The organism is Geomonas oryzisoli (genome assembly GCF_018986915.1).
GTDB lineage: Bacteria > Desulfobacterota > Desulfuromonadia > Geobacterales > Geobacteraceae > Geomonas > Geomonas oryzisoli.
The window spans coordinates 4,462,314-4,478,012 of sequence record NZ_CP076723.1 but is presented as its reverse complement, the minus strand read 5'-3'; the positions used below and the strand labels follow the sequence as shown (position 1 = coordinate 4,478,012).

Sequence of the window (15,699 nt, the reverse complement as noted above, 5' to 3'; positions counted from 1 at the left end):
CCAGTCCCTTCTGCAGGTTTTTATTTCCCCTGCGCCACCAGTTCACGGTAGGGCCACCCCTGCATGCCGTCCTCGAGGATCAACAGGCGCGCTTCGACGATCCCTTTTCCCTTCAGGTAGTCGTAGGTGTTCTTGGCGCCGCCGCCGCCACGGGGGCAGATGATGACGATCTCCTCGCGGGAAGCGGTCAACTGCGGCAGCACCCGGTCGAGCTTCTGCTTGTCCTCGGCGGACTTCACCGGAAAGGCGTTGGTCTGCACCGCTCCCTTGAAGTGGTGCTGCTGGAACTCCACAGGTACCTGGATGTCGACGATCTGCACCTTCTTGCCGGTCTCCAGCCACTTCTTGAAGTCGGCAGGCGCGACGTAGCGGTAGTTGCCGCCGAAAAGGTTGCCTGCGAAGGCCGCCGTCGCGATCAGGGTGAACAGTACTGCCAGGGTCAGGGAAACTACTCTTTTCATCTTCTTCTCTCCTATCCTTTTTCTGTCGGGCCATTGCTGCCCGTACATCTATCTTTAGGCGTATCAGGAGCAGCCGGCGTGCAGGGCCGCACCGAGTGCTCCTGTTATGGAAGGGTCTTCCGGAACCAGCACCGGCACTCCCAGCGCCTTCTCCAGCATTGCCACGAGCGTCTTGTTGTTGGCGACGCCTCCGGTAAAAACGAGATGGCGGCACTCGCCGGTCTTGGAAACCATGGCCGCCAGACGTGAGGCGACGGCGAGATGCACCGCGCGGGCGATTTCCGCAGGAGGAACGCCCCTGTTCTTCAGGGAAACCACCTCGGACTCCGCGAAGACGGCGCACATGCTGTTGATGGGGGTGCCGGCGTCGGCCTGTGCCGCGGCGATACCGAAATCTTTCAGGCCGTAACCGAGGGAGACCGCCATCATCTCCAGAAAGCGCCCGGTACCTGCGGCGCACTTGTCGTTCATCTGGAAGTTGACGATGCGCCCGTTGTCGCTCAACAGGATCACCTTGCTGTCCTGCCCGCCCACGTCGAGAACGGCCCGGCAATGCGGGAAGAGGTGGCGCGCACCCAGGGCATGCGCCTTGATCTCGGTGATGATGTCGAGTTCGGCGTGCTGCTGCATCAGGTGTCTGCCGTAGCCGGTCGCCACCACGCGCGCCTGCGGGTGTTCGCCCAGCATCTGCAGGGCCTGGCGGTGCGGCTCGAAGCCGCTTTCCACGACGCGGCGCTCCAGCATGCTACCCCCCTTAAGGGTGACGGTCTTGATGGTGCGCGAGCCGAGATCGATCCCCATTTGCATGGCCTACCCCTTGATCTGCTCCAGGAACGCCTCGACGCGCGTCTGCAGTTGCCCGACATCGTCGGGGGAATAGTCGGTTTCGATGGACATGAACGGGATGTCGCGCGCCTCGCACGCTTCCCGGAGCTTCACCGCCTCGATGTTGTAGGTGTGGCAAAACTGCAGGCAGTAATCGATGATCCCCTCCGCGCCGGACTCCTCGTATTCCTTGAGCACCTGTGCGATACGGTCGTCGTTGGGGGTGAAGCAGGAGCAGTCGATCTTCATGTACCGCTCGGTAAGCCGCTCCAGCTGCTGCTCCAGGTCGGTGGAACCCTCGTCGATCAGGTCCTTGTAATAGCGGGTGCCGATGCAGCTCTCCTCGTTCACGACGATGGCGCCTGCGGACTCGATGATGTGGTGCAGCTTCCAGTTGGGAAGCGCCATCGGGGTGCCCGAGACCATGATGCGCGGGGTGGACTTCGGTGCCACGGCGATGCCGCTGCCGATGCGCTGCTCCAGTTCGTCGCACAGCTCGTGCACCTTCTGCGCGAAACGGACCGGCTCGTCGTAGAAGGCGATCTGCTCGATGAGCAGCATGTCCTTGCCGCTGATGGGCGACGGGTTGTGGTGGCGCAGGGAGTTCAGGCGCTGCAGTGCGAAACGCTTGGCGTTGACCGTCTTGATCCCGGCGGCCACCGCATCGAAATCGGTAATGGTGTCGGTGATCCGCTCCACGGCAGCCTTGAAATCCTTGACCTCGTCCAGCCAGAGCCACTTGTCGCGCTCCCGCTTCATCTGCGGGATCTCCATGACGTGGGTCGGCACGTAACGGTCCAGGAGCTCCCATGTCTTTTTCTTCGCATCGCAGGTGGTTTCGCCGTAGACCAGGTCGACCACCTGGAAGTAGGGACAGATCTTGCCGACCTTGAAGCCGAAGGCGGATTTCACCATCGGGCAGATGTTGCGCGGCAGGATCTTCTCGGCGTCCGCGATGGAGCCCTGGGCCCCGCCGCACAGGCCGATACAGATCCCTCCGGCGGCGACCACCAGCTCCTCGGGGACGTAGACGCAGAAGGTGCCGATGACCGGCTTTCCGCCCACCTTGGCGTCGTAGATCTCCTGGATGCGGCCGGTGTGGATGTTGGCGACCATGTCGTCGAAGTAGGCCATTTTTTCGGGGCGCCCCTGCTGCGACAGGAAGATGCCGCGGTAGGCGTTGGTCAGCATGGGGGGCATTCCCGAGAAACGGGCCACGTCCATGCCCAGCTTCTCCCAAAGTGCCGGATCGGATTTCACTTCAAACTGGTCGCTCATGCATCCCCTCCCGATGGAAATTAAAAATTGTAAAATGTATATATGTGCAGGAAGGAAATAAGTCAAACCGATAGTTTCGATAAAAACTCTCGATCGTATTGGTTTCAGCGATGGGTTGGGCGAGGCCTGGTGGAAAAAGAAAAGCCTCCGCGAACGGAGGCTTACAGGAAAGCTGGGGTAGGTGTGGGAGGCTATTTGATCTCGCGGTCCGGGCAGTCAGGCGGCTCGTCCTGGCAACGCTTCTTCTGAAGGCACTGCTTCACCTTCCGGATCGCTTCCTGGTCTCCCGGGCAGAGGTCGAAGGGCATATGCTCTCCGGTCTGCCGGTAGATCTGGTACCGGTTGCAGCTTTGGTAGTCACCGAAGCAGAGTTTGCTCTGAATATATTGAGCCGCCTTGGGAAGATCCTTCATGTTGTCTTTGAAGAACTGGCAGCAGTCGACGAGTTCGCACGCCATGATGCACCTCTGGCAATTGGTTCATTGTTAACCGGAAATATGTTGCACCTGCATGTGGCGCCGCGCGGCACGATGGACAGCGGCACCGGAAGGCTCAGTGGCGTTTCCGAAGTTCGGTAAGGGTTGCCTCGATGTCGGCGGCGCTGGCACTATCGCCGAAGCAGCCGACTCCGGCGTAGCTGTCGAACTCCTCCACCTGCCGCAGGAGACGGCGGATCAGCTCTTCATCGACGTCACAGACGCCGGGAGCTGCGCAAAGGGCCAGGATATCCTCGACCAGCCATGCCGGGAGTCCCGCGTCATCGTGCTGCCGCCTTGCCGTTTCGGCCAGTTGCGCCGACAGATCCATGCACTGCTCCTTTTTCCATGCCCGCAGCGGAGAAGCATCTCAAGGTCGTGGCAGCGGCGCCGCGGTTGACCTTCAGCGACGTCCCCCATCTCATGCAGGGAGTACAGTTAACATTCAAGAAACGATATGTCAATGTAATTTATATGATAACCATCATTTTCCCGCATCGTTTGTGTGTGAATCTTGGCGGGGGCGACAGGGCAGGCGAGGGGCAACCCCACCAAAATATGCTTTGACCCCGGCCGCGCAGCGGTGGTATAAGTGCCGCGAAGTTCCCGCTGTCAGCGTCCTTTCTCCTTGGCCATGCACGTTGCGGTTATGCGTAGGAGCCCTGCTTGCCATGCTGACCAGAATCATCCTTTTACTGCTGGCCCTCGTCTTGCCTGCCTCGGGCTTTGCGGCGCAGTCGCCCGCTCCCGCCTCTGCTTCCCGAATCATCGTCGTCGGGGGCAACAGCAACTATCCTCCCTACCAGTTCCTGGACAAGTACGGACAGCCCGCGGGCTATATCGTCGACCTCACCAAGGCCATCGCCGGCGTCATGGGGATGCAGGTCGAGATCCGGCTGGGAGACTTCGGGACCATTCTGAAGCAGCTCGACACCGGCGAGGTGGACGTGCTGGAGGGGCTCTCGTTCTCGGAGAGCCGGGCCGGACACTACGACTTTTCCACTCCGCACTCCATCATCGTGCAGGCCATCTTCGCCAGGAAAGGGACGCCCAAAGTCCAGGGGCTCGATGAGCTCAAGGGGAAGAAGGTGCTGGTGCACCGCGGCGGAGGGATGCACAACTACCTCAAGGAGAAGGGGTGGGAGCGCGACCTGGTGCTCACCGACAGTCCGCGCGACACCCTGGAACAGCTCGCCCGGGGGAACTGCGACTACGCGGTGCTCGCGCTGCTGCCGGGCATGCACATCATCCGCGAGGACAAACTGGAGAACATCGTGCCGGTGGCGAGCAATGTGGCGCCCCAGCGCTACTACTGCTACGCGGTCAGGAAGGGGAACGCGGAACTGCTGGCCCAGTTCAACGAAGGGTTGAGCATCCTGAAGAAGACCGGCCAGTTCGACGAGATCTACAACCGGTGGATCGGCGTCCTGGAGCCGCAGAAGACCTCGTGGCTCCTCATCGCCAAGTACGCGGCGCTGGTGGTGATCCCCCTCTCCCTGATCCTGGCGGCGACGGTGCTCTGGTCGTACTCCCTGCGCCGGCAGGTGGCGCAGCGTACGGAGTCCCTATCCAACGCCCTGGCCGAGTTGCAGAGAAACCAGCAGCAACTGGTGCAGGCGGACAAAATGGCGGCGCTCGGGATCCTGGTGTCCGGGGTTGCCCACGAGATCAACAACCCGACGGGCATCATCCTGATGAACATGCCGACCCTTAAGAAGATATTCCGGGATGCGGAGCGCATCCTGGACCGCTACCAGGAGGAAGAGGGGGACTTTTCCCTGGGGGGGATCAGGTACCAACGGGTACGGCAGGAGGTGCCGCTCATCCTGGACGAGATACAAGACGGCGCGCACCGCATCAAGAAGACCGTGGACGACCTGAAGAACTTCGCCCGTAAGGACGACGAGGCGCGCAAGGAACCGCTGGACTTCAACGACGTGGTGCAGACCGCGGTGCGGCTGGTGGATGTGGCGACCCGGAAATTCACCACTAATTTCAGCGCGAGGTACGGCGCCGGCTTGCCGCCGGTCTACGGCAACGTGCAACGGCTGGAGCAGGTGGTGGTGAACCTGATCATGAACGCCGGGCAGGCGCTGCCGGACCCGAGCCGCGGCATCGAGGTCGTCACCAGCTACGACGCGGGGGCGGGGAGGGTGGTGCTAAAGGTTCGGGACCAGGGGACCGGGATCGCACCCGAACACCTGCAGCACCTGACCGACCCGTTCTTCACCACCAAGCGCGAGAGCGGAGGGACCGGCCTCGGGCTCAGCATTTCGGCAAACATCATCAAGGACCACGGCGGCGACCTCGGCTTCGAGTCGAACCCCGGTGAGGGGACCACGGTCACCCTTTCTCTTCCGGCTGCCGTGGCAGGGGGTAAAAATGGACAGTGACCTCTACCCGTCCTTCCGGGTGCTGCTGGTGGATGACGAGCCGGCCTGGCTCCGTTCGCTGTCGCTGGCGCTGGAAAGCAGCGCCGGGATCACCAACGTGGAGACGTGCAGCGACAGCCGACAGGTCCTGGAGCTGATGGCGCAGCAGGATTTCGGGCTGGTCCTGCTCGACCTCACCATGCCGCACGTTTCCGGGGAGGAGCTGCTTACCCAGATCGGGGAGCGTTACCCCGCGGTGGCGGTGATAGTGGTCAGCGGCCTGAACCAGGTGGGGAAGGTGGTCACCTGCATGAAGCTCGGCGCCCACGACTACTACGTGAAGACCGACGACGAGGAACGCATCGTCTGCGGCGTGGTGCGGGCCATCAAGCACCTCGAGCTGCAGCGGGAACACAAGGAGATGACCCAGCGTTTCGTCTCCTGCGAGCTCAAGCACCCGGAGGCCTTCTCTGCCATCTGCACCGCCGATCGCGCCATGCAGGCGATGTTCGCCTACATCGAGGCGGTGGCGAAGAGCCCGCTCCCCCTGCTGATCACTGGCGAGAGCGGCTCGGGCAAGGAACTGCTGGCGCAGGCCACTCACCGGCTCAGCGGCTGCAAAGGAGAGATGGTCGCGGTCAACGTGGCCGGCCTCGACGACACGGTCTTCGCAGACACCCTCTTCGGGCATCTACGCGGCGCATTTACTGGAGCCGAAGCGGTGCGCCGCGGCATGATCGAGGCGGCCGCCAACGGCACCCTCTTCCTCGACGAGATCGGGGATCTGAGCATCGCGTCCCAGGTGAAACTGTTGCGGCTGCTTCAGGAGGGTGAGTATTTCCCGCTGGGGAGCGACCAGCCCAAGCGGCTGAAGGCGCGCGTCGTGGTGGCGACCCACCAGAACCTGGAGGCGAAGGTCGCCGAAGGCACCTTCAGGCGCGACCTCTTCTACCGGCTGCGCGCCCACCACGTCGAGGTCCCGCCGCTGCGCGAGCGCAAGGGAGACATCCCTTACCTCCTGGACCTGTTCCTGGAGGAGGCAGCCGCGACGCTGTCCAAGAAGAAGCCGACTCCGCCGCCGGGTCTCGTGCAGCTTCTGTCGACCTACGGTTTTCCCGGCAACGTCCGCGAGTTCAAGGCGATGGTCTTCGACGCGGTGAGCACGCACAAGGAGCGCATGCTTTCCATGGAGAGCTTCGTGAAGTCGATCAACGCCTCCGGCGGTACCGTGGCGGAGCGCGTCCCGGACCAGAACCCCTTCGCCTCCTTCGAGCCGCTGCCGACCTTTGCCAACGCGGCCGAATACCTGCTGGAAGAGGCGATGAGCCGGGCCGGCGGCAACCAGACCCTCGCCGCCCGGCTGCTCGGCATCTCGCAACCCTCCCTCTGGAAACGCCTCAAGCTCACCCGTCGCTGAACCCCTATTGCCGGAGTCTATAGTCATAGACTCCGGCAATACCAGTTGTAACTCCCGGTAATCCAGTCACTTTTCCACGCCGAAGGCGGTAAGGCCGATAGCCCTGGGCTATAGCGGTTCACCCTCGCAACGCCCTCCTCTTTGCCCGAATTTCGTTACCATTTCAATAACTTGAACCGAAAATAACATCTTGGTACCGATCCTGCTCTAATGAGTGCAAAGGCTGTCACAGGGCGAACGCCCTCACACTTAGAAGGAGAGGATCATGAAGAAACAGGCGACGTTGGCGATGGCAGGTGTACTGGCAGTACTGGCGGCGGGCAACGATGCCCAGGCAAAAAGCCTGGAGGACATTCTCAAGGAGAAAGGTGTCATCACGGAGGCGGAGTACAAGGAAGCGTCAAAGGCCAAGCCTTTCGACTACAAGCTGGGCAAGGGCTTCGTCTTTACCTCTCCGGATCAGAAGTTCCAGCTGCTGTTGGGCGGGCAGATCCAGGCCCAGTACGAGCTGGACAACTACGAGGTTGCCAACAAGCAGGACGTGAGCCAGTTCAACCTGCGGCGCGTCAAGACCCTCCTGAGCGGCTACGCCTTCACCAAGGACCTCACCTACAAGGCCACCTACAACTGGTCCAACGTGGTCAAGGAAAACTCCAAGGCGATGGAAGAGGTGAACATGAAGTACCGTGTCGCCGACGAACTGCAGGTCATGCTGGGGCAGGAGAAGATCCAGTACTCCAGGCAGTGGATCACCTCCAATACCGCGCAGCAGTTCGTGGACGGCTCCTTCGTCAGGAACGCCTTCATGCAGGGGTACGACATCGGCATCAACCTGCACGGCGACCTCTGGACCGGGCTGGTCAAGTACGACGCGGGCATCTTCGGCGGCGCCGGTCAGAACACCAAGAACAAAACCGGTGACAACGCCTACAACTTCAGGCTGACCTTCAACCCGCTCGGCGACATGAAGTACGGCGAGGGCGACCTGGAAAACACCCAGAAGCCGCTGGTGTCGCTGGGCAGCAGCTATTACCTGAACACGGTGAAAAAGACGGTGACCGGAACGGGAGCCACCGCGACCTCGGCTGTGGACAACAACAGTTCCAACTTCGTAACCGACAGCAACGGCTGGCTCGGCACCGCGGTGAAAGGGAAATACTTCGGGACCAAGGTCGCCGAGGACATCAGCGTCGACTCCTGGGAAGCGGACTTCGCCGCCAAATGGCGCGGCGCTTCCATGCAGGGCGAGTACTTCTGGGGCAAGGCGGTGGGTGAAACCTCCGGCAAGGAGCTGATCGCCAAGGGCGGCTACCTCCAGGCCGGCTACTTCGTGATCCCGCAGCGCCTGGAGCTCGCGCTGCGCTACGCCTGGATGGATCCCAACAGCCAGATCGGCAGCGACTCCATCTCGGAGGTCCAGGGGGCGGTCAACTACTTCCTCTACGGCAACAACCTGAAGATCCAGGGCGATGTCGGCAATCGCCACATCTACAAGGGGCAGGTGGACGACCTGGTAGCGCGCGCCCAGGTGCAGCTGCTCTTCTAAGGGCCCGGTCAGGACAATGACGACCATTCACAGGAGAAATAAAATGAAACGCACAAGTATGGTACCGGCACTGCTGCTCTCGGCGGCTCTGCTGATGACAGCATCCCTCGCCTGGGGGGGCGACTCGTCCAAGACGGCCTTCCTGTCGGGCGTGCACAAGAAAAACCAGGTGACCTGCGCCGATTGTCACGGAAAAACCCTCACCGTGGACGACAGCGAAACGGCGCTGAACAAGAACTGCAAGGGGTGCCATGGCGGCTTCGCGGAGCTGGCAACCAAGACCAAGGAACATATCAACCCGCACAAATCGCACCTTGGCGATGCCAACTGCACCGCCTGCCACAAGGGGCACGTCGCCTCGAAGGCGTACTGCAACTACTGCCACAGCTTCGCCATGAAAATCCCCGCCATGGGGACCGAGCAGGAGTCGAACGACAAGAAATGGGTGCAGGAATCGGCATCCGGGAAGAAGGAGTTGAAATCGAACCGGGTCGAGTCCGCCGACGTGGTCGTGATCGGTGCCGGCGGCTCGGGCTACGTTGCCTCCATCACCGCCCACGACGCGGGAGCCAAGGTGATCCTGCTCGAGAAGATGCCCATAACGGGCGGCAACAGCATGCTGGCGGCCGGCGGCATCAACGCGGCCAGGACCCGCTACCAGGAGCGGCTGGGGATGCACGACGACCCGGCTGAAATGGTGAAGGAAACCATGAAGGGGGGGCGTGACAAGAACGACCCCGAGCTGGTCAAGGTGCTGGCCTACCAGTCCGCCGATGCGGTGGACTTCCTGGTGTCGCTCGGTGCCGACATGACCGACCTGGTGCGCTCGGGGGGCGTCGCGGTGGACCGCACCCATCGTCCGGTCGGCGGCGCCGCGGTAGGGCCGCACCTGATCAAGGTCTATCGTGACAACGCGGCCAAGCGCAACATCGACGTCAGGGTGAACTCCGAGGTGGTGCAGATCCTCTCCGACGGCAAGGGGCGCGTCACCGGCGTGCAGGTGAAGGGCAAGCACAGCGGCGTCTACACCATCAACGCCAAGGCCGTCATCGACACCGCCGGCGGTTTCGCCGCCAACAACGAACTGGTCGGCTCCTTTAAGCCCCAGTTCAAGGAAACCGCCTCTTCCAACCAGCCCGGCGCGACCGGCGAAGGGATGTTCCTCGCCGAAAAAGCAGGCGCGAAGCTCATCGACATGGAACAGATCCAGATCCACCCGACCATGGGGGGCGACACCAAGGTGCTCGTGTCGGAAACCGTGCGCGGCAGCGGCGCCATCCTGGTCAACCATGCCGGCAAGCGCTTCGTGAACGAGCTGACCACCCGCGACAAGGCATCGGCGGCCATCCTGGCGCAGCCTGAGAAATCGGCCTTCCTGGTACTGGGCGAGAGTACCCGCAAGAGCAACGTGCAGATAGACGGCTACATCGCCCTCGGGCTGGTGCAGCAGGCGGACAGCATCGCCGCCCTTGCCGCCAAGATGGGCGTGCCGGCGGATACGCTTACCGCCACCGTGACCGCCTACAACAAGGCGTTCGAGGCGAAAAAGGATCCGGAATTCCAGCGCCAGGACATCCCGCGCCCCGTGGACGGGCCGAAGTACTACGCGATCTGGGTGAAGCCTGGGCGCCACCACACCATGGGCGGCGTGAAGATCAACACCGAGGCGCAGGTCATCGGCAAGGACGGAAAACCGATCACCGGCTTCTACGCGGCGGGCGAGGTGACCGGCGGCGTGCACGGCTGGAACCGCCTCGGCGGCAACGCCATCACCGACACCGTGGTCTTCGGCAGGATCGCCGGCAGCAACGCGGCGAGTTTCATCAAGAAAGAGAAGTAACAACTTCGCGGTAAGACCCAAAGCGCCCTGCGTCACCTGGTACGCAGGGCGCTTCAGTCGAAGCGCCGGCCGGGGCGGAGCGTGACCGGACGCAGGGAACCGACATGAAGAATGGAAAACTGTTCCAGTCGCTGTTTCTGATCAACTTCGCAACGAGCCTCGGGTTCGGCATCGCCGACGCCTTCTTTTCCACCTACCTTTTCTCCCTCGGGGGGCGCGGGCTCCTGCTGGGGCTTCCGCTGCTGCTGTTCTCCGTGTCGAAGATCGTTCTCAGCCCGGTCATGGGGGCCTGCGTCGATCGCATCGGCGCCCGCCGTGCCGCCACCCTCAGCCTTACCCTCTACTTTCTCGTTTCCCTCGGCTATCTCTTTTGTTCACGGCTTGCCCTTATCGCGCTGCTGCGTCTCTTTCAGGGGATGGCGTGCGCCATGTTCAGGCCGGTCATGCTTTCCCTGGTTGCCGTGGTGGGCGGCCCGAAAGGGGAGGCGCGCGCCGCCGGGACCTTCGACATCTCCTTCTACCTCGCCATCGGCATCGGTCCGCTTCTGGGCGGGATGCTGCACGATCTCTGGGGCTTTTACGGCATCTTCGCCTGCCTGGCACTGTTATGCCTTTTCGCGCTGACCCTCGCGCTGCGGCGGATACCGGCGCCAACCGAACCACCAGTCCTCGCCAACCGGCGCCACTGCAGCCTCGCGCTGCCTGCCGCGCTGGAAGCGGCGCGCCACGGGACCATGGGGGGGCTTTTGGCCTTCATCTTCGGCAGGGGATGCGGCATCTCGCTCCTGGCAGCTTTTCTCCCCATCCTTCTGAACGCCCGGCTGGGGCTCAGCGGCACCCAGACGGGGATGGTGCTCGCTTCCAGCACCCTCGTCATCACATCCCTGCTGCGACCGGTGGGGTGGCTTTCCGACCGGCTGCCGCGCAAGTCACTGGTGCTTTTGGGCGGTGTTTCGGTGTCGCTGCTCTATTTCCTGGTTCCGGTGGCCCAGGGATTTCACCAGGTGCTCATGCTCGGGGGAGGGATCGGGCTGTGCAGCGTGCTTTCCCAGCCGGCGAGCACGGCACTCTTGCTGGAACAGGGGGAACGTCACGGGACGGGGCTGGCGGTGGGGATCTTCAACACTGCGCTGAACCTGGGATTCTTGGTGGGACCGCTGCTTGGGGGATGGCTGCAGAACCGTTTCGGGCTCACCGCCGTCTTTTACGCGGCCGGCTGGATCGGCCTGGCGGCAGCCGCGCTTTTCGCCGCCTCTACCCTAGGGGACTGGCTCCGCCAGGTGCCTGTCCCCCTGCATGGCCAGGTGCCTGTCCCCCTGCGTGGTGCGGGAGCAGAGGCACTGCACCAGGCCACTAACCTGAAATAACTGCGGGAGCGGCTTTCGGATGGAGCCATTACAGGCTCTGTCGCGCGAAGCCGCTCCCGTAGGCATGGGTAAGATGGGGGGAGGTGCCAGTCTGGGTAAGGTGGCTGGGCGGAATGGCGCGTTCCGCTAGAGGGACAGGCACCTACGGAGCCTGTCCCTTTCCGCTCCTGCCACTCCCCCCTTTGCGAAGGGGGGCGGGGGGGATTTGCTTCTCCCGAACCAAAAGCAAATCCCCCTAAATCCCCCTTCGCAAAGGGGGACTTTTACCAGCGGAAGATTGTCACTAATCGGGTTCATTGATGTTCTTGTCGATCCCGGCACGGCCGTCGTCGCATTCCTCCTCGGGCTCGCCGGGGCGGCTGTAGCGCGGGTCGCTGGTTGCGCTGACACAGACCGGCGTCGGTTCCTCGGCGGCTCCTGCGGCCGCGGGGACGTGTTGATGATCCCTTCCTCCTTCTTTGGGTACGTCCCCCTTGCTCGGCTGCCAGTCGGCCATGTCCCGGAACATGCGGAACCGCTCCAGCGCCTCCTGCTCCATCTGCTCGCGCAGTTGCCGTGCCACCTCGGGGTTCTGCTTTTCCAGGGCCTGGAAACGCACCTCTCCGGAGAGGAAGTCGGCGAGCGAGCCGTCGGGCTTCTTGGATTCCAGGATGAACGGGTTCTTCCCTTCCTGCTTCAGAAGCGGGTTGTAGCGGTACAGCGGCCAGTACCCGGATCTCACCGCGAGCTGGCTTTCCTCGATCGATTTCCCCATCCCTTTCCTGAGCCCCTGGTTGATGCAGGTGGAGTAGGCGATGATGAGCGACGGGCCGGGGTAGGCCTCGGCTTCGGCGATGGCGCGCAGGGTCTGGTTCTTGTCGGCGCCGATGGCGATGGAGGCGACGTAGACGTAGCCGTAGGTCATCGCCATGCGCCCGAGGTCCTTCTTCGATGTCCTCTTTCCGGAGGCGGCGAAGCGGGCGATGGCGCCCAACTGGGTCGCCTTGGAGCATTGCCCGCCGGTATTGGAGTAGAGCTCGGTATCCATCACCAGGAGGTTCACGTCCTCGCCGGTGGAGATGACGTGGTCCAGGCCGCCGAAGCCGATGTCGTAGGCCCAGCCGTCGCCGCCGTAGATCCAGATCGACTTCTTGGTGAAGAGGTCCGCACCGGCGGCGATCTGCTGCAGGAGCTCGTTGTCCCCGGCTTTGGGGAGGAGCTCCTTCAGCCGGTCGCCGTGGCGCCGGGAGAGTTCCGGGTCCATCATACCGGCCAGCCACCCTTCCAGCTCTTCCCTCAGCTCCCCTTCCGGCAGGCTGTGCACGGCCCGGCGCACCTGGTCGGCCAGGAGGTGCCTGCGCTGGGAAACGGCCATATGGTAGCCGAAGCCGAATTCGGCGGCGTCCTCGAAGAGCGAGTTGTTCCAGGCGGGACCGTGCCCGTCGGCGTTGGCGCAGTAGGGGGAGACCGGGGCGGAGGCCCCCCAGATCGAGCTGCAGCCGGTGGCGTTGGCGATCATCATGCGCTCCCCGAAGAGCTGGGTGATGATCCTGGCGTAGGGGGTCTCGCCGCAGCCGGAGCAGGCGCCGGAGAACTCGAGAAGGGGCTGCTGGAACTGGCTGCCGATCACGGTGGTCCGCTTCACCAGGTGCCCTTTCGGGGACAGCGTCTCGGCGAAGGCCCGGTTTTGCTCCTGCACGGCGGCCTGGGTGTCGATCGGCTTCATGACCAGCGCCGGGACCTTGGCCGGGCAGATGTCGGCGCAGTTGCCGCACCCCATGCAGTCCAGGGGGTAGACCTGGATCCTAAAGCCCATTCCCTTGAGTTCCCGCGCGTTGACCGGAATGGTCTGGTAGGTCTCCGGCGCCCCCGCCAGCTCCCCGTCGGTGGCCACGAAGGGGCGGATGGTGGCGTGCGGGCAGATATAGGCGCACTGGTTGCACTGGATGCAGTTTTCCTTGATCCACTCGGGGACGTTGATGGCGACGCCCCTTTTCTCGTAGCGCGCGGTGGAGAAGGGGAAGACCCCGTCGGGCGTGAAGGAGGAAACGGGGAGGTCATCCCCCTTCTGGCGCAGGATCGGGAACACCATGTCGCGCATGTAGTCGGGCATCGGCTGCTTCAGCCTGAAGTCGGTGCCGCGCTCGTCGTCGGCCTGCTGCCAGGAGTCGGGGTAGTGGATTTCGACCAGGCTTTCCACGGCGAGGTCGACCGCGGCAAGGTTCATCTCCACCACCTGCTCGCCTTTCCTGCCGTATTCCTTGCGGATCGAGTCCTTCAAGAGCTCCACGGCCCGCTCGAAGGGAAGCACGCCGGAGAGCTTGAAGAAGGCGGTCTGCATGATCATGTTGATGCGCCCCCCGAGCCCTGCCGCCTGGGCGATGCTGATGGCGTCCACGTTGTAGAGGCGGACCTTCTTCTGCGCGATGGCACGGCGCATGGTGGCCGGGAGGTTGGCCTCCATCGCCTCCACGCTGCTCCAGGGTGAATTCAAGAGGAAGGTGCCCCCCTCCCTGATCCCCTCCAGCAGGTCGTAGATCTGCACGTAGGGGGCTTTCTGGCAGGAGATGAAATCGGCGGCGTCGACAAGATACGTGGACTGGATCGGGCTTTCGCCGAAGCGCAGGTGGGAGACGGTGATCCCCCCGGACTTCTTGGAATCATAGGAAAAGTAGGCCTGGACGTAGAGGTCGGTGTTGTCGCCGATGATCTTGATGGCAGCCTTGTTGGCCCCGACGGTGCCGTCGGCTCCCATCCCCCAGAAGCGGCACTGGATAGTCCCCTCCGGGGTCGTGGAGAGGGTTCCCTCGACCGGGAGCGAGCTGTCGCTCACGTCGTCGGTGATGCCGACGGTGAAGTGGCGTTTGCCGGGGCGGCCGTTCATGTTCTCAAAGATGCTCTTCACGTGTACCGGGCGGAACTCCTTCGAGCCCAGGCCGTAGCGCCCCGCGTAGAGCTCGGGGATCTCGCCGCCGCGCTCCAGGAACGCGGTGCAGACGTCCTGGTAGAGCGGCTCGCCCAGGGAACCGGGCTCCTTGGTGCGGTCGAGCACCGTGATCTTGGCCGCCGAGACGGGGATCGCGGCGAGCAGGAGCTCCGAGGCGAAGGGACGGTAGAGCCGCACCTTGACCAGCCCCACCTTCTCCCCTTTCCCGTTCAGGTATTGCACCACCTCTTCCACGGTTTCGCAGGACGATCCCATGCTGATGATGACCCGGTCCGCCTCGGCGTGCCCCACGTAATCGAAGAGACGGTAGTGCCGTCCCGTGAGCTGCCCCACCCGTTCCATGGTCTCGATCACTACCTGGGGCAGCGCTTGATAGAAGGGGTTGGCGCGCTCGCGCCCCTGGAAGTAGATGTCGGGGTTTTGTGCCGTGCCCCGCAGTTCGGGGTGCTCGGGGTTCATGGCCTTGCTGCGGAAGGCTGCCAGCTTCTCGTAGTTCACCAGCCGGGCCATCTCCTCGTAATCGATCACCTCGATCTTCTGCACCTCGTGGGAGGTGCGGAAGCCGTCGAAGAAGTGCAGGAAGGGAAGGCTTCCCTCCAAAGCGGCCAGGTGCGCCACCAGGGCGAGATCCATTACCTCCTGGACCGAGGAGGAACAGAGCATGGCGAAGCCGGTGGGACGGGCGGCCATGACGTCCTGGTGGTCGCCGAAGATGGAGAGGGCGTGGGTGGCGATGGCGCGCGCGGAAACGTGGAACACCCCCGGGAGCTGTTCACCGGCGATCTTGTACATGTTGGGCAGCATCAGCAACAGCCCCTGCGAAGCGGTGAAGGTGGTGGTGAGCGCCCCTGCCACCAGCGAACCGTGGACCGCCCCGGCCGCCCCCGCCTCGGACTGCAGCTCCTTGATGTTCAAGGTCTGCCCGAAGATGTTCTTGCGACCTTCCGCCGCCCACTCGTCCGCCACTTCCCCCATGGTCGAGGAAGGGGTGATCGGATATATGGCCGCCGTTTCGCTGAGCGCGTAGGCGACGTGCGCCGCTGCCGTGTTGCCGTCCATCGTTTTCCTGGTTCCACTCATGTGAAAAGTCCCCCTTGTCCAGAGATGGCTACACCCGCCCGGTGGCCCTTCCCGCAATAATGGGGACGCTGAGTGGGTGAGGATAATGAAGTTTAATATGCTATCACTAAT

11 protein-coding genes are annotated in these 15,699 nt (G+C 63.1%); 5 read left to right on the top strand and 6 right to left on the bottom strand.

What is annotated here, in order from left to right; genetic code table 11:
* Positions 1 to 20 precede the first annotated feature (20 nt).
* The 5 genes from KP004_RS19485 to KP004_RS19465 form a co-directional block, all read right to left on the bottom strand.
* Positions 21 to 461 carry a rhodanese-like domain-containing protein gene (locus KP004_RS19485; RefSeq protein WP_216800046.1) on the bottom strand — a complete coding sequence of 147 codons (441 nt, stop codon included), beginning with the start codon at positions 459 to 461 and terminating at the stop codon, positions 21 to 23.
* Positions 462 to 524: 63 nt separating this feature from the next.
* Positions 525 to 1,268: an acyl-CoA dehydratase activase gene (locus KP004_RS19480; protein ID WP_216800045.1), complete on the bottom strand. Its 744-nt coding sequence runs from the start codon at positions 1,266 to 1,268 to the stop codon at positions 525 to 527.
* A 3-nt stretch (positions 1,269 to 1,271) separates the two neighbouring features.
* On the bottom strand, positions 1,272 to 2,564 hold the full coding sequence (locus KP004_RS19475) for a double-cubane-cluster-containing anaerobic reductase (protein WP_216800044.1): 1,293 nt from the start codon (positions 2,562 to 2,564) through the stop codon (positions 1,272 to 1,274).
* Between the two features lie 191 nt (positions 2,565 to 2,755).
* Positions 2,756 to 3,022: a hypothetical protein gene (locus KP004_RS19470; RefSeq protein WP_216800043.1), complete on the bottom strand. Its 267-nt coding sequence runs from the start codon at positions 3,020 to 3,022 to the stop codon at positions 2,756 to 2,758.
* A 94-nt stretch (positions 3,023 to 3,116) separates the two neighbouring features.
* Positions 3,117 to 3,371 (bottom strand): GSU3529 family protein, encoded by a 255-nt coding sequence (locus KP004_RS19465; protein WP_216800042.1) that lies wholly within the window; start codon positions 3,369 to 3,371, stop codon positions 3,117 to 3,119.
* A gap of 340 nt (positions 3,372 to 3,711) precedes the next feature.
* On the opposite strand from KP004_RS19465, the gene KP004_RS19460 reads away from it, so the two are divergent.
* The 5 genes from KP004_RS19460 (at position 3,712) to KP004_RS19440 (ending at position 11,582) form a co-directional block, all read left to right on the top strand.
* A complete protein-coding gene (locus KP004_RS19460; protein ID WP_216800041.1) occupies positions 3,712 to 5,433 on the top strand; it encodes a transporter substrate-binding domain-containing protein in 1,722 nt (573 codons plus the stop codon).
* A complete protein-coding gene (locus KP004_RS19455) occupies positions 5,423 to 6,829 on the top strand; it encodes a sigma-54-dependent transcriptional regulator (RefSeq protein WP_216800040.1) in 1,407 nt (468 codons plus the stop codon). The genes KP004_RS19460 and KP004_RS19455 overlap by 11 nt, the downstream gene beginning before the upstream one ends.
* A 265-nt stretch (positions 6,830 to 7,094) precedes the next feature.
* Positions 7,095 to 8,375: a porin gene (locus tag KP004_RS19450; RefSeq protein ID WP_216800039.1), complete on the top strand. Its 1,281-nt coding sequence runs from the start codon at positions 7,095 to 7,097 to the stop codon at positions 8,373 to 8,375.
* Between the two features lie 43 nt (positions 8,376 to 8,418).
* The gene (locus tag KP004_RS19445; protein WP_216800038.1) at positions 8,419 to 10,215 is read left to right on the top strand and encodes a flavocytochrome c; all 1,797 of its coding nucleotides are present in this window, start codon (positions 8,419 to 8,421) and stop codon (positions 10,213 to 10,215) included.
* A 104-nt stretch (positions 10,216 to 10,319) separates the two neighbouring features.
* Positions 10,320 to 11,582 carry an MFS transporter gene (locus KP004_RS19440; protein ID WP_216800037.1) on the top strand — a complete coding sequence of 421 codons (1,263 nt, stop codon included), beginning with the start codon at positions 10,320 to 10,322 and terminating at the stop codon, positions 11,580 to 11,582.
* 283 nt (positions 11,583 to 11,865) lie between these two features.
* Here the strand turns inward: KP004_RS19440 and nifJ are convergent, their stop codons facing one another.
* Entirely contained in the window at positions 11,866 to 15,588 is a 3,723-nt protein-coding gene (gene nifJ, locus KP004_RS19435; RefSeq protein ID WP_216800036.1) for a pyruvate:ferredoxin (flavodoxin) oxidoreductase, read from the bottom strand.
* Positions 15,589 to 15,699: the final 111 nt, after the last annotated feature.

Bases quoted from the DNA above. Each gene is read 5' to 3' on its own strand.
- KP004_RS19485 (WP_216800046.1), bottom strand. From the start codon at position 461: ATGAAAAGAGTAGTTTCCCTGACCCTGGCAGTACTGTTCACCCTGATC.
- KP004_RS19480 (WP_216800045.1), bottom strand. From the start codon at position 1,268: ATGCAAATGGGGATCGATCTCGGCTCGCGCACCATCAAGACCGTCACC.
- KP004_RS19475 (WP_216800044.1), bottom strand. From the start codon at position 2,564: ATGAGCGACCAGTTTGAAGTGAAATCCGATCCGGCACTTTGGGAGAAG.
- KP004_RS19470 (WP_216800043.1), bottom strand. From the start codon at position 3,022: ATGGCGTGCGAACTCGTCGACTGCTGCCAGTTCTTCAAAGACAACATG.
- KP004_RS19465 (WP_216800042.1), bottom strand. From the start codon at position 3,371: ATGGATCTGTCGGCGCAACTGGCCGAAACGGCAAGGCGGCAGCACGAT.
- KP004_RS19460 (WP_216800041.1), top strand. From the start codon at position 3,712: ATGCTGACCAGAATCATCCTTTTACTGCTGGCCCTCGTCTTGCCTGCC.
- KP004_RS19455 (WP_216800040.1), top strand. From the start codon at position 5,423: ATGGACAGTGACCTCTACCCGTCCTTCCGGGTGCTGCTGGTGGATGAC.
- KP004_RS19450 (WP_216800039.1), top strand. From the start codon at position 7,095: ATGAAGAAACAGGCGACGTTGGCGATGGCAGGTGTACTGGCAGTACTG.
- KP004_RS19445 (WP_216800038.1), top strand. From the start codon at position 8,419: ATGAAACGCACAAGTATGGTACCGGCACTGCTGCTCTCGGCGGCTCTG.
- KP004_RS19440 (WP_216800037.1), top strand. From the start codon at position 10,320: ATGAAGAATGGAAAACTGTTCCAGTCGCTGTTTCTGATCAACTTCGCA.
- nifJ (WP_216800036.1), bottom strand. From the start codon at position 15,588: ATGAGTGGAACCAGGAAAACGATGGACGGCAACACGGCAGCGGCGCAC.